This window comes from Pseudomonas sp. MWU13-3659 (assembly GCF_023757525.1).
In the GTDB taxonomy this organism is placed as follows: domain Bacteria; phylum Pseudomonadota; class Gammaproteobacteria; order Pseudomonadales; family Pseudomonadaceae; genus Aquipseudomonas; species Aquipseudomonas entomophila_E.
This window is the reverse complement of the sequence record NZ_JAMSHW010000004.1, coordinates 159,720-173,045: the sequence shown is the minus strand read 5'-3', so window position 1 is coordinate 173,045 and position 13,326 is coordinate 159,720. Positions and strand designations below refer to the sequence as shown.

Genomic DNA, 13,326 nt, shown 5'->3' with positions numbered 1-13,326 from the left:
ATCATCGACGGTCTATTGCCCCTTTGCCGCACTGCACAGGGCCGGGCCAAAACCCGTGCGCTTGTGTAGGATGAGCAGCGCGGACGGGCTCGCACCCCGGCGTTGCCAGTCATAGGGAGATCCACATGCGCGTCCTGTCATCCGTTGCCTGCCTCTACGGCCTGTCGCTGCTGGCCTCGACCAGTGCCCTGGCGTTCACCGGCGAGGAAGCGCAACTGATCGATACGATCAACGTCTATCGCAGCCAGGCCCAGCGCTGCGGTGGCGAAGCCTCGCTGGAGCTGCCACCGCTCAGCAGTGACACCCGCCTGGCACTCTCGCCGGAGGGCACCCGCGACCTGCAACAGGCCATGAGCCGCGCCGCCTACCCCATGGTCAACGTCCAGGCCATCAGCCTGTCCGGCCCGCGCGATGCCCAGGCGGCGATGAGGGCCATCGAGGAAAGCTTCTGCCAGGTGGTGCTCGACCCGCAGTTCGTCGATATCGGTGTCAGCCAGGAGGGGCGCGACTGGCGCATCGTCCTGGCCCGGCCGCTGCTCAGTGGCCGCCTGGGCGACTGGCAGGCCGAGGGGCAGAAGTTGCTGCAGGCGATCAACGCCGCGCGCAACGTGCCACGCCAGTGCGGCGGCCAGCCCTTCCCCGCCGCCCCGGCGCTGGCCTGGAACAGCACGCTGGCTGGCGTAGCCGCCAACCACACGCGCAGCATGGCCAACCAGAACTTCTTCGACCATATCGACCGCGACGGCCGTACGCCGGGTGATCGTGCCGAGCTGGCCGGCTACCTGTACCGGCAGATCGGCGAGAACATCGCCGCCGGGCGCGACACCGCGGGCAAGGTGGTCGATGGCTGGCTAGCCAGCCCCGGGCATTGCGCGACGCTGATGAACCCGGACTACCGCGAGCTGGGGGCGGCGTATGCGGTCGATCCGAAGAGCGATGCCGGGATCTATTGGACGGGGTTGTTCGGTACCCCCCAGTAAGCGCGGATGGCGCACGGTCTGTAGGAGCCAGCCTTGCTGGCGAACGCAAGGCGCAGCCTTGCCTCTAACGCGCCCTGCGCAACGCCAATGCCGTGCAACCAAACCGCCGCTTCACCCACTTGCCCAGGTAACTGGCATCCCCCATCCCCACCTCGTCGGCAATCTGCGCCAGGCTGTGGCTCGAGTTGAGCAACCGCCACCGCGCCTGTTGCAAGCGCATTTCCTGCCACCAGGCCTTGGCACTCATGCCATGGCTGGCCTGGAACTGCCGGTCGAGCTGGCGGCGGCTGATGCCCAACTGCGCCGCAAGCTGTTCGATGGACAGCCGCGCCGCCAGGTGATGACGCATCAATGCCAGGGCACGCTGCACCTGGCGCCCCTGCCCCGGCCCGGCCTCCAAAGAGCGCAGTGCGTGGCGACTGTCACGGCTTTCGTCCACCAGCATGTCCGCCAGGCCTTTGAGCGCCCTGGCTCGGCCACAGGCCCGCGCGATCAGTTCCACCGCGAGGTCGACGGCCGCAGTGCCGCCCGCACAGGTGATGCGTGGGCCGTCGATGCAGTACAACTGCTCGGTCAGCACTTGCACGCGCGGAAAGCTGGCCCGGAACTCGGCCTCATGACGCCAGTGCACCACCACCTTGAACCCATCCAGCAAACCGCAAGCCGCTAACAGGAAGGCGGCATTGTCGACACAGACCAACTTCACGCCAGCCTTCACCGCACGCCTTAGCAATGCCCGATACACAGGGGCCAGCACCGCCGTTGCGGTGGCGTTGCGCCCGCCGAACAACACCAGGTAGTCAAACTCGCGCCACTCGACCTGTTCCGGCGTCACTTCCACCTGCAGCACCGCGCCGCTGCTCGAAGGCACCGGCTGCCCGTCCAGCCCCAGTACGTGCCAGTGGCAGTAGCGCTGGCGGCTGTAGTCTTCGTCATCGGCGGAAAAACGCAGCTTGTCGAGAAAGGCGCCCAGGGGCAGCAGGGCGAACTCAGGCAAAGGCAAGATCAGCAGGCGCAAGTCAGGGGTCATGCAGAGTGTCCAGATATCACCATGAAATGACCAGATCATACGCTGTGCCGGCATCGACCTGTTTCATACTGGCCTCCTGAAAACACCCAAGGCACCTACATGGCACTCGATACCTGGCTCATTTACCTGCTTGCCTGCCTCGGCTTGTCGCTGACTCCAGGCCCCAACAGTTTGCTGGCGCTCACCCATGGCGCACTCTATGGCGCCCGGCGCACGCTGTTCACGATCATCGGTGGTGGCGTCGGCTTCACCGCCCTGATCGCCCTCACCCTGTTTGGCCTGAGCGCGCTGCTGCTGGCCTCGGCATCGTTGCTGACAGTGATGAAGTGGGTGGGCGGTGCCTATCTGATATGGCTGGGCGTCCAGCTGTGGCGCACGCCGGCGTTGCACCTGAAACCCCTTGAAGCCAAGGCGAGCCTGAGCAATGCCGGGCTGTTCCGCCAGGGCCTGCTGTCGGCCGTGGCCAACCCGAAGGTCCTGCTGTTCTATGGTGCCTTCCTGCCCCAGTTCATCGACCCGAACCGGGGCCTGGCGATGCAGTTCGTGGTGCTGGCGGCGACCTTCGCCTGCGTGGAGTGCCTGGTCGAGTGGCTGCTGGCGCGCCTGGCATTTCGTATCCGCCCCTGGCTGGCCAAGGGCGGCAGGGGCTTCAATCGTTGCTGTGGCAGTCTGTTCGCCCTGATTGGCGTGGCGCTGCCTCTGGGCCGCTGATCAGCCCTTGCGCGAGATCACCAGGAACACCAGCAACGCCAGGGCGGGCAGCGTGGCGCCCGCCAGTGCCACACCGTTCCAGCCAAACTGCGCGTAGACACCGCTGGCCACCGCCGAACCCACGGCACCGCCCAGGAAAATGCTGGTCATGTACAGTGCGTTGAGCCGGCCACGGCTGGCCGGATCGAGTGCGTACACCTCACGTTGGCCGATCACCATGTTCATCTGCACCGCGAAGTCCAGCAACACGCCCGTCAACCCCAGGCCGATCACGCTCATGCCTGGCGCGCTCAAGCCCATCAGAAGCGCCATGGGTGCCAGGGCCATCGCCAGCAACGAGCCACGCCGTGCGTGCCCCGCGTCGGCCAGGCGCCCAGCCAGCGGTGCCGCCACCGCCCCCACTGCGCCCACCAGGGCGAACAACGCGATCTGGCTCTGCGACAGACCATGCTCGCCTGCCAGGGCCAGCGGCACCGCCGTCCAGTACAGGCTGAACGCACCGAACATAAGCGCCTGGTACAGCGCACGCTGACGCAGCAGCGGGTAGCGACGCAGCAAACCGACCAGCGACAACATCAACCCGGGGTAGCTGGCCTTGTGCTCGGGCACCCGACGCGGCAGGGTCAGCGCCAGCAGCAGGATGATTGCCAGCATCACCCCGGCCGCGCCGATGAACACTGCTCGCCAGCCGAAGTGGTCGGCCACCAGGCTCGACAGTGGCCGCGCCAGCAGGATACCCAGCAGCAACCCACCCATGATGTTGCCCACCACCCGACCGCGTTGCTGCTCCGGCGCCAGGTGGGCGGCCAGCGGGATGAGCATCTGCACCGCCACCGAACTGAAGCCGATCAGCAAGGCGAATCCCAGGAACAACTGGCCCTGGCCATGGCCGCTGGTGCCCGCCAGTAACAGGCTGACGGTGGCCAGTACCGCCGTGGCGATCATCAGCCGGCGGTTTTCCAGCAGGTCGGCCAACGGCACCAGCAACAGCAGGCCAAGGGCATAGCCAAGCTGGGTCAACGACACGATGAGGCTGGCTTTTTCGGTGGACAGCCCCAGGTCCGGGGTGATCAGGCTGACGATCGGCTGGGCGTAGTAGATATTGGCGACGATGGCGCCACAGCAGAACGCCAGCAGTGTGACCAGCGCCCGGCTCAGGCCCGGGGCCGACGGCTGGGCGACAGCGAGGGAGGGATTCATGGGAGGTTGCCTCGGGAATCGACGGAAAGTGCGTGCATGGTGCCGTGCATCGCCGTTGCAGAGAATCCGACGTCAGCGCAACGGGCCTTTGCGCTGGACGCAACGCTCCGGACGCAAGCGTTGCAGCGTCTATGAGATCAAGCGCCGCCCACGGCGCATCAGCCATGCAAACAAGCCGAACAATGCAATCGATGTAGGAGCGGATTCATCCGCGATGCGCCGCGCGGGCGGCGCTCGGTCTCGGGAGCAATTCAAGGCCACCGCCAAACATCACCTCCTCACCCCGCCAGCAGCGCCTCGCAGAAACCGACGAAAGCCATCACCCGCCTCGACCCCCGATGATTGGGCAAATACAACGCATTGATGCTGGTGCTGGCCGCCCCGGGGCTCGCCTGCCAGTCGCTGAACAGCCGCCGCAGGCGGCCGGCCTCGACATCCTCGCGCACCAGCCAGTCGGCGAGCAGGGCCACACCGCTGCCGGCCATCGCCGCCTCACGCAGCAGGTCGGCATTGGCGCTACGCAGCGGGCCGGCGACATCCAGCTCCAGCGTCTGCTCGCCACGCTTCAAGCGCCAAGGTCTGGCCGACTGGCCATAGCGGAAACGCAGGCAGGCGCAGTCGGTCAACTGCCGGGGGTGCTCCAGGGGCGGCCGCTGCGCCAGGTAGGCCGGGCTGGCCACCAGCCAGCGCTCGAAGCGCCCCAGCGGGCGACACACCAGTTCATCGCTGGGCACCGGCTCCCCAAGCCGAATGGTCATGTCGTAGCGGCCATCGAGCAGGTCGTCGAAGCGGTCGCTGAGGTCGATGTCCAGCTCCATCCCTGGGTGACGTGCCAGAAATGCGCCCAGGTGCGGTGCGATCACCCGCCTACCGAACTCCACCGGCAGGCACAGGCGCAGCACGCCAACGGGTTCCTCACCGCGGTCGGCCACGCGGGCATCGGCCTCGGCCAGCGCCTCGAGGATGTCCCTCGCACGCTGGTAGTAACCCGCACCCGCCTCGGTCAGGCTGACCTGGCGCGTCGATCGATTGAGCAAGGAGGCGCCCAGTTCGTTCTCCAGTGCATCGACCAGCCGGGTCACCGAGGAAGTCGCTACTCCAAGCTTGCGCGCGGCGGCGGAAAACCCCTGGGCCTCGACCGTGGCCATGAACACCTTGATCGCCAGCAGCTTGTCCATTGCGATTATCCCTGGGGCAAAACCCGGAACCTTCCTACAATCACCAGCGGTAATCAACCACGCACGAGACCACACATGGCCGACAATCTGTTCACTGCCCTGCCCGCCCTCACCCCACAGGCTGCCGAGCAATTCGACGACCTGCTGCGCCGTCCTGGCCTGCGCATCGAGCGCATTGTCTCCAGCGGCCAGGCCAGCCCGCCGGACTTCTGGTACGACCAGGCCGAAGGCGAGTGGGTGGTGCTGCTCAGCGGCAGCGCCGGGCTGCGCCTGGAGCACGAGTCCGAAACCCGTGTGCTGCGCCCCGGCGATTACCTGGACATTCCGCCCCACTGCCGCCACCGGGTGGAATGGACCAAGGCCGGCGTGGCCACGGTGTGGCTGGCGGTGTTCTACGGCGCCTGAACCAGCGGCTGCCCTGCCGGGCGGGACTGCAACCAGTAGAAGCGCCAGGGCAGCAGCATTGCCGCCACGGCCAGGCCACAGGCAAAGCCGACCCACACGCCCACCGCGCCCAGCGCGGAATGGAACGCCAGCCAGTAACTCAACGGCAGCGCCAGCAACCAGTAGCTGACCATGGTCACGCCCACCGGCCAGCGGTAGTCCTGCAACCCACGCAAGGCGCCCAGCGCGGTGGACTGCAAGCCATCGGCCACCTGCATCGCCGCCACCACCACGAACATAGGCACCGCGATGGCGACGACCTGCGGGTCGTCGCTCATGGCCTCGGCGATCCGGCGACCGAACACGGCCAGCAACACCGTGGCGACGACCATCCAGGCGGTCACGCTGATGAAGGTGGCGCTGCCGATGGCACGCACCCGGGCCTGCTCGCCTCGCCCCTGGGCCTGGCTGATACGGATGCTCACCGCCGCGGCCATGCCCAGCGGCAGCATGTACAGCAATGCGCCGATCGACTGCACCACCTGGTTGGCCGCCAGCGCTGCATTGCCCAGCCAGCCCAGCATCCAGGCGGCGATCACCACCGCGCCAGCCTCGGCCAGGTAGCCCAGGCCCAACGGCCATCCTTCGCCCAGCAGTGTCCGCCAGTGCAAAGGTTGCCCGCGAGTGGCCTGGCGATAACGCGCCAACGACGGCGCCAGGCGCCAGTATGCAAGGGCCAGCAGCACGGCCAGCGACTCGGCGACCACCCCGGCGATACCTGCACCCACCAGCCCCAGCCTGGGCAGGCCGAAATGGCCGTGGATCAGGCCGTAGCTCAGCGGGATGTTGAACAGCACTGCGCTCATCACCAGCAGCACCGCCACCCATGGGCGACCGATGGCCTCCAGCACATCCTTGAACACCACCGCCAGGCAATATGGGATCAGGAACACCGCCATGGCTTGCCAGTACGGGGTCAGCAGCGCCACATCCGGCAACGGCACGCCCAGCCACTGCAGTACCGGCAGGCTGGCCAGCATTGCCAGGCAGCCGAGCACACCGACCAGCAGCCCATAGCCCAGGCCGGCGCGCAAGGTACGCGCCACGGCACCCGGATCGTCGGCACCAAAGGCCAGGCCGGCACGCACGCTAAGCGTGGCGAGCATCCCGTAGAGCCCAGCGTGGAAAATCAGGCCGGCGCTGGCGGTCAGCGACACGCACGCCAGCACCAAAGTGCCGAGCGATGCCAGCAACACGGTGTCGGTCAGGCTGATCAACTCGGCGGCCGACAGGCCCAATACCAGCGGCAAAGCCAGGCGCAAAAGCCCTGGCAATTCGCCCAACCAGGCGCTCTTCGGGCGCAAAACAGAAGCAGTCACGGTGAAAACCTCCAATTTACATACGCTGCGTATGCTAATGCCATTTATTGACATACGCAACGTATGCTAATTTGCAGCCACCGCCTTTTCTTCTGGAGTTCCTTATGCCCGCCCCCCGTCGCAGCCGCGCCGCGATGAGCGCCGACACCACCGAGCGGCTGATCGCCGTGGCCCGCCGTCAGTTCAGCGAGAAAGGCTTTGCCGCCGTGGTCATGGACGACCTGTGCGCCGAGGCCGACCTCACCCGTGGCGCGCTGCATCACCACTTCGGCGGCAAAGCCGGACTGTTCACCGCCGTGGTGCAAAGCCTGCTGGAGGACATCAACCGACTGTTGGATGAGCGCTACGCCACCCACGACGACCCGTGGGAGGGCTATATCGACACCTGCCTGTACTACTACGACCTGCTGCACGACCAGGCCTTGCGCCGCATCCTCTTGCAGGACGCCCCTGCGGTGCTGGGCGCCCGTCTGCGCGAACTCGAGGAGGCCAGCTACATCGGGCCCATGGCCCAGGGGTTGGTGGAGTTGCAGGAGGCCGGCAGGTTGCGGGCGTTCGACGCGGTGGCCATGGCTCACCTGATCAATGGCGCGATGGGTGACAGTGGCATGTGGGTGATTGCCCAGAAGGATCCGCAGGTGGCGGCGGAACGGGTGAAGGCCGCGCTGCGGTGCTTGCTGGAGGGTTTGCAGGCTTGACCTGACAGTAGCGGCACGTCCACTGCGCCTCACCCTGTAGGAGCGGATTTATCCGCGATGCGCCGCGCGGGCGGCGCTCGGTCCTGAGAGCGCAGCAAGACCCCACCCAGTATCTGCCTGCCTGCATGCGATCATGGGCCTGGCCCTTGCCGCCCCGAGCAGCCTCTCCCTGTTCGACAGGAGATGACGAAGGCTTCAGGCACATGACGCAAAGATTGTCAGTGCCTGCAACACCGAGCGCCGCCCGCGCAGCGCATCGCGGATAAATCCGCTCCTACGTCTGTTGCGACGTGGCCACGCGTGAGACATTAGGGAAAGCAAAATGTACTAACTTGTTAATTAGCTTGCTAAGGGCATACACTGCACCGCATTCAACCTGCGAGATCCCTGGCATGAAAGACACCCCGCGCGCGTCAAGCGCCTCAACCTTCATTCTGGTCGGCCTGGGCGTGGTCATCGCCCTGCTCGGCCTGCTCCTGACCGCTGGCGGCGTCAAGCTGGCCGGCCTGGGCGGTTCCTGGTACTTCCTGGTCGGCGGCCTGGTCATGGCTATCGCCGGTGTGCTCATCGCCCGCCGCAAGCCGGCCGGTGCCTGGCTGTACGCCCTGTTCCTGGCCGGCACCGCGCTGTGGGCAGTGATCGACGCCGGCCTGGTGTTCTGGCCGCTGTTCTCTCGCCTGTTCATGTTCGCTGCGATCGGCTTGGCGGTGGCGCTGGCCTACCCGCAACTGGTGCGGCGCAAGGCCCGTGGCGCCTATGGTGTGGCCGGCGTACTGGCCGTGCTGCTGGCAATCGCCGCCGGCAACATGTTCGTCGCCCACCCCAGCGTCGCCCCCACCGGCAAGGGCCCGGGCCTGACCCCGGTCGAGGCCAGCCACCAGCAGAAAGACTGGGCCCACTACGGCAATACCGAGGGCGGCAGCCGCTTCGCCGCGCTGGACCAGATCAACCGCGGCAACGTCGACAAGCTCAAAGTGGCGTGGACCTACCACACCGGCGACGTGGCCATCAGCGATGGCAACGGCGCGGAAGACCAGCTGACCCCACTGCAAGTCGGCGACAAGGTGTTCATCTGCACCCCGCACAACAACCTGATCGCCCTCGATGCCGACACCGGCAAGGAATTGTGGAAGAACGCGATCAACGCCCAGTCCAAGGTCTGGCAGCGCTGCCGTGGCATGGCCTATTTCGACGCCACCGCGCCAATCGCCCAACCGACCCAGCCGAACAGCTCACCGATCACCGCGGCCAGCGTTCCGGCCGGCGCCAACTGCCAGCGCCGCCTGCTGACCAACACCATCGACGGCCGCCTGATCGCCGTCGACGCCGACACCGGCGCGTTCTGCCAGGGCTTCGGCAACAACGGCCAGGTCGACCTCAAGGCGGGCCTGGGCGACGTGCCCGACTCGTATTACCAACTGTCCTCGGCGCCGCTGATGGCCGGCACCACCGTGGTGGTCGGCGGCCGCGTGGCGGACAACGTGCAGACCGACATGCCTGGCGGCGTGATCCGTGGCTTCGACGTGATCACCGGTGCACTGCGCTGGGCCTTCGACCCGGGCAACCCACAGGACCGCAACATCCCGGACGAAGGCAAGAGCTACGTACGCAGCACCCCCAACAGCTGGGCGCCGATGTCCTACGACCCGGCGATGAATACCCTGTTCCTGCCGATGGGCTCCTCCTCCACCGACATCTACGGTGTCGAGCGCAGCCAGCTGGATCACACCTACGGCGCCTCGGTGCTGGCCCTGGACGCCACCACCGGCAATGAAAAGTGGGTGTACCAGACGGTGCACAACGACCTGTGGGACTTCGACCTGCCGATGCAGCCAAGCCTGATCGACTTCACCCGGGATGACGGCAAGACCGTGCCCGCCGTGGTGATCGGCACCAAGGCCGGGCAGATCTACGTGCTCGACCGCGCCACCGGCAAGCCGCTGACGCAAGTCGATGAAGTGGCGGTCAAACCCAGCAACATTCCCAACGAGCCGTATTCCCCGACCCAGCCGAAATCGGTTGGCATGCCGCAGATCGGCGCACAAACGCTGACCGAGTCGGACATGTGGGGCGCCACCCCCTACGACCAGTTGCTGTGCCGCATCGACTTCAAGAAGATGCGCTACGACGGCCTGTACACCGCGCCCGGCACCGACCTGTCGCTGAGCTTCCCGGGCTCGCTGGGCGGCATGAACTGGGGCAGCATTTCCACCGACCCGGTGCACGGCTTCATCTTCGTCAACGACATGCGCCTGGGCCTGTGGATCCAGATGATCCCGTCGCAGAACCAGGGCTCGGCGGCTTCCGGTGGCGAGGCGCTGAACACCGGCATGGGCGCGGTGCCGCTCAAAGGCACCCCTTACGCGGTGAACAAGAACCGCTTCCTCTCGGTGGCCGGCATCCCGTGCCAGGCCCCGCCGTTCGGCACCCTGACCGCCATCGACATGAACACCCGGCAGATCGCCTGGCAGGTGCCGGTCGGCACCGTCGAGGACACCGGCCCACTGGGGGTCCGCATGCACCTGCCGATCAAGATCGGCCTGCCGACGCTGGGCGGCACCTTGTCGACCCAAGGCGGCCTGGTGTTCATCGCCGGCACCCAGGACTTCTACCTGCGCGCCTACGACAGCGGTAACGGCAACGAGATCTGGAAGGCCCGGCTGCCGGTCGGCAGCCAGGGCGGCCCGATGACCTATGTGTCGCCCAAGTCCGGCAAGCAGTACGTGGTGGTCACCGCTGGCGGCGCGCGCCAGTCGACCGACCGTGGCGACTATGTGATGGCCTACGCATTGCCATAGACCGCGTCGCCCCCGTTCGCCGCCAAGCCAGCTCCTACGGTCCTTGTAGGAGCCGGCTTGCCGGCGAACCAGTTTCGAAGTCAATCGAATTTCCCAGGACACCCTGCAATGCCCCGCGCACTCTGTATTACCCCCACGCTGTTGCTGGCCTTGGCCAGCACCGCCGTCCTCGCCGACGCCAACCTGCTCACCCGCGACACATTGACCGGCGACTGGGGCGGCCTGCGTCACCAACTCGAAGCAGACGGTTTCAAGTTCACCGGCGATTACAGCGGTGAAACCGCCTACAACACCCACGGCGGCCGGCATCGCTCGGCACGCTACTCACAGAACCTCAAGCTTGGCGTGCAATTCGACCTGGCGAAGCTCTACGGCCTGGACAACGGCGGCAAAGTCCAACTGACCGTCAACGACCGCCGTGGCAACAGTGCCTCGGAAGACCTGGTGGGCAACCGCCTGCCGATCCAGGAGAACTATGGCGGTCTCTACACCCGCCTCACCGAACTCAGCTACGAGGGTAATCTCACCCCCACGCTCAACGTGAAGCTCGGCTACATGGCCATGGGCAACGACCTTGGCGGGCTGGACAGCGGCATCCTGTGCAACTTCATGAACGCTGGTTTCTGCGGCCACCCACTGAACATGTCCGGCGGCAGCGGCTGGACCAACTATCCCAATGCCCACCTGGGCGCGCGGGTGAAATACGACCTGTCTCCCGCCTGGCAACTGCGCGTCGCAGCGTTCAACGTCGACCCCGAAAGCAACGGCAATTCAAGCCGCGCCTGGCACCTGGGGCCGAAACACACCACCGGTACCGTGGTGCCCGTGGAGCTGGTGTACAAACTTCAGGGTGAACTGCCGGCCGAGTACAAGCTGGGGTACTACTACGACAGCTCGAATGTGAAACGCATCGGCAGCAGCCAGGAAGTCGCCGGGCGTGGCGGGCATTACCTGCTGGTCGACCAGGCCGTGTGGAGCGACCCGGTGTCGCCTGGGCGAACTCTGCATGCCTTCGGCCAGTACTCGGCCTCGAGCAAGGCCGCCTCGCCGTTCACCAGGTGGTATGGCGCGGGCGTGGTGCTGTACAAGCCATTCGAAGGCAGGCCACGCGACGCCCTGGCGCTGGGCTATGGCCGTGCCGTGCCCAATCCGCGCAGCCGTGATGTGCTGGAAGCGTCCGCGCTCGATGCCGGGCAGGGCTTCCCCAACCTGGACAGTGCCGAGCAGTTGATCGAGCTGAGCTACGGCTACCAGGCCACGCCCTGGCTGAACCTGCGCCCGGATGTACAGTACATCGTCGAACCGGGAGCGTTTTCCGGCAAGGACATCGACAATGCGCTGGTGGTGGGGCTGCAGGTCAAGGCTTCCTTCTGACAGCCTGTAGGAGCCAGCCTCGCTGGCGAATGGCGTTGCCCGATCTCCGGCCCCGGTTTGCCAGCAAGGCTGGCTCCTACGCTGCCTTGGGCCAGCTTTTTGTTCTGCACCGACCACATTTTTACTAATTTCCCCACCCCGCCCCCTGTTCCACTATCTGGCGCAACTACAACAACAACGAGCGGGGAAACTCTCATGAGTGCACGTGCATCCGTGCCTGCCAGCGTGCAGCACGATCAAGCCGGTTTTCGCCGGGTCCTGGGGCTGGGATCGCTGTTGGCGGTGGCGGTCGGCCTGGTGGTATCGCAAGGGGTGATGGTGATGATGCTCCAGGGCGTCGGCACCGCCGGCCTGGGCTTCATCGTACCGCTGGGGCTGGCCTACCTGCTGGCCCTGAGCTACGCCTGTTCGTTCTCCGAGCTGGCCCTGCTGGTGCCGCGCGCCGGCAGCCTGTCGAGCTACACCGAGGTCGCCCTCGGGCACTTCCCGGCGATCCTCGCCACCTTTTCCGGCTACGTGGTAGTGGCGATGTTCGCTCTTTCGGCCGAACTGCTGCTCCTGGACCTCATCATCGGCAAGGTCTACCCCGGCGTTTTTCCCCAGTACAGCGTGGCATTTGGCGTGCTCGCCGTGTTTACCCTGCTCAACCTCATGGGCATCGACATCTTCGCCAAGTTGCAGAGCGCCATGGCGGTGGTGATGGTCGTCGTGCTGCTGATCCTCGGCATTGCCGCGATCAGTGAAGGCCACGCCGAGGGCGCCACCACCACCCTGCTGCAAGGTGACTGGAACCCCATGGGCGCGGGCGTGCTGGCCTTGACCGCCATGGCCGTGTGGGGGTTCGTCGGCGCCGAATTCGTCTGCTCGCTGGTGGAAGAGACCCGCAAGCCCGAACGCAATATCCCGCGTTCGATGATGATCGGCCTGACCGTGATCTTCGCCACCATCGGCCTGTACGGTCTCGGCGCGCTGTTCCTGGTGCCACGCGAGGGATTGAGCAGCGATGCGCTGCCGCATTACCTGTTCGCCACCACCGTGTTTGGCAAGACCGGTGAAGTGTTCCTGGTGATCGCCGCGGTGACCGCCACCTGCAGCACCCTGAACACCTCCCTGGCCGCCATCCCACGGATGCTCTACGGCATGGCCTGCAATGGCCAGGCATTCCCGCAGTTCAAACGGCTCAGCCCGCGTGCGCGCACACCGTGGGTGGCGGTGCTGTTCGTCGCGGCGATCACCGGCCTGCCGATCCTGCTGATGGGCCAGGACGCAGCGGCGATCAACCTGTTGCTGCTGTCGGCGGCCCTGGCCTGGCTGTTGGCCTACATCATCGTCCATCTCGATGTGATCGCCCTGCGCCAGCGCTACCCGCACCTGGCGCGTCCGTTCCGCACGCCGTTCTATCCGCTGCCGCAACTGTTCGGTATCGGCGGCATGCTGTATGCGATCTGGAATGCCTCGCCCAGCCCGGAGATGAGCCTGAAGATCTTCGGCACGGCGGGCGTGGTGCTGGTGGTGGTATCGCTGATCGCGCTGGTGTGGATCAAAGTCGTGATGAAAAAGCCACTGCTACGGCCTGAACCACTCTGAAGCGGAC

At 66.1% G+C, this 13,326-nt stretch carries 11 protein-coding genes; 7 read left to right on the top strand and 4 right to left on the bottom strand.

What is annotated here, in order from left to right:
• Positions 1–125 precede the first annotated feature (125 nt).
• Positions 126–980: a CAP domain-containing protein gene (locus NGM28_RS07690; RefSeq protein ID WP_240063032.1), complete on the top strand. Its 855-nt coding sequence runs from the start codon at positions 126–128 to the stop codon at positions 978–980.
• A gap of 64 nt (positions 981–1,044) precedes the next feature.
• On the opposite strand, the gene NGM28_RS07685 is transcribed toward NGM28_RS07690, so the two are convergent.
• Positions 1,045–2,010, bottom strand: coding sequence for a GlxA family transcriptional regulator (locus NGM28_RS07685; RefSeq protein ID WP_252089522.1), 966 nt, complete (start codon positions 2,008–2,010; stop codon positions 1,045–1,047).
• A gap of 99 nt (positions 2,011–2,109) precedes the next feature.
• On the opposite strand from NGM28_RS07685, the gene NGM28_RS07680 reads away from it, so the two are divergent.
• A complete protein-coding gene (locus tag NGM28_RS07680; protein ID WP_252089520.1) occupies positions 2,110–2,721 on the top strand; it encodes a LysE family translocator in 612 nt (203 codons plus the stop codon).
• Here the strand turns inward: NGM28_RS07680 and NGM28_RS07675 are convergent, their stop codons facing one another.
• Entirely contained in the window at positions 2,722–3,921 is a 1,200-nt protein-coding gene (locus NGM28_RS07675) for an MFS transporter (RefSeq protein WP_252089518.1), read from the bottom strand.
• A 278-nt stretch (positions 3,922–4,199) separates the two neighbouring features.
• Positions 4,200–5,099 (bottom strand): LysR family transcriptional regulator, encoded by a 900-nt coding sequence (locus NGM28_RS07670; protein WP_252089517.1) that lies wholly within the window; start codon positions 5,097–5,099, stop codon positions 4,200–4,202.
• Positions 5,100–5,174: 75 nt separating this feature from the next.
• Between NGM28_RS07670 and NGM28_RS07665 the strand changes: the two genes are divergently transcribed.
• Positions 5,175–5,504 (top strand): cupin domain-containing protein, encoded by a 330-nt coding sequence (locus tag NGM28_RS07665; RefSeq protein WP_252089516.1) that lies wholly within the window; start codon positions 5,175–5,177, stop codon positions 5,502–5,504.
• Here NGM28_RS07665 and NGM28_RS07660 read toward each other — a convergent pair.
• Positions 5,492–6,862 (bottom strand): MATE family efflux transporter, encoded by a 1,371-nt coding sequence (locus NGM28_RS07660; protein ID WP_252089515.1) that lies wholly within the window; start codon positions 6,860–6,862, stop codon positions 5,492–5,494. The genes NGM28_RS07665 and NGM28_RS07660 overlap by 13 nt on opposite strands.
• Before the next feature lie 104 nt (positions 6,863–6,966).
• Here NGM28_RS07660 and NGM28_RS07655 point away from each other — a divergent pair, with 104 nt between their 5' ends.
• From NGM28_RS07655 to NGM28_RS07640, 4 genes are all read left to right on the top strand, one after another.
• A complete protein-coding gene (locus NGM28_RS07655; protein ID WP_240063039.1) occupies positions 6,967–7,560 on the top strand; it encodes a TetR/AcrR family transcriptional regulator in 594 nt (197 codons plus the stop codon).
• A gap of 392 nt (positions 7,561–7,952) precedes the next feature.
• Positions 7,953–10,358 carry a glucose/quinate/shikimate family membrane-bound PQQ-dependent dehydrogenase gene (locus NGM28_RS07650; protein ID WP_252089513.1) on the top strand — a complete coding sequence of 802 codons (2,406 nt, stop codon included), beginning with the start codon at positions 7,953–7,955 and terminating at the stop codon, positions 10,356–10,358.
• Between the two features lie 108 nt (positions 10,359–10,466).
• Positions 10,467–11,732, top strand: coding sequence for a carbohydrate porin (locus NGM28_RS07645; protein WP_252089511.1), 1,266 nt, complete (start codon positions 10,467–10,469; stop codon positions 11,730–11,732).
• A 195-nt stretch (positions 11,733–11,927) separates the two neighbouring features.
• On the top strand, positions 11,928–13,319 hold the full coding sequence (locus NGM28_RS07640; protein ID WP_252089509.1) for an APC family permease: 1,392 nt from the start codon (positions 11,928–11,930) through the stop codon (positions 13,317–13,319).
• The last annotated feature ends 7 nt before the right edge of the window (positions 13,320–13,326 follow it).

What these genes read in the sequence shown, in the direction of transcription:
- NGM28_RS07675 (WP_252089518.1), bottom strand. Translation starts at nt 3,921, where the DNA reads ATGAATCCCTCCCTCGCTGTCGCCCAGCCGTCGGCCCCGGGCCTGAGC.
- NGM28_RS07670 (WP_252089517.1), bottom strand. Translation starts at nt 5,099, where the DNA reads ATGGACAAGCTGCTGGCGATCAAGGTGTTCATGGCCACGGTCGAGGCC.
- NGM28_RS07685 (WP_252089522.1), bottom strand. Translation starts at nt 2,010, where the DNA reads ATGACCCCTGACTTGCGCCTGCTGATCTTGCCTTTGCCTGAGTTCGCC.
- NGM28_RS07680 (WP_252089520.1), top strand. Translation starts at nt 2,110, where the DNA reads ATGGCACTCGATACCTGGCTCATTTACCTGCTTGCCTGCCTCGGCTTG.
- NGM28_RS07665 (WP_252089516.1), top strand. Translation starts at nt 5,175, where the DNA reads ATGGCCGACAATCTGTTCACTGCCCTGCCCGCCCTCACCCCACAGGCT.
- NGM28_RS07690 (WP_240063032.1), top strand. Translation starts at nt 126, where the DNA reads ATGCGCGTCCTGTCATCCGTTGCCTGCCTCTACGGCCTGTCGCTGCTG.
- NGM28_RS07655 (WP_240063039.1), top strand. Translation starts at nt 6,967, where the DNA reads ATGCCCGCCCCCCGTCGCAGCCGCGCCGCGATGAGCGCCGACACCACC.
- NGM28_RS07650 (WP_252089513.1), top strand. Translation starts at nt 7,953, where the DNA reads ATGAAAGACACCCCGCGCGCGTCAAGCGCCTCAACCTTCATTCTGGTC.
- NGM28_RS07640 (WP_252089509.1), top strand. Translation starts at nt 11,928, where the DNA reads ATGAGTGCACGTGCATCCGTGCCTGCCAGCGTGCAGCACGATCAAGCC.
- NGM28_RS07645 (WP_252089511.1), top strand. Translation starts at nt 10,467, where the DNA reads ATGCCCCGCGCACTCTGTATTACCCCCACGCTGTTGCTGGCCTTGGCC.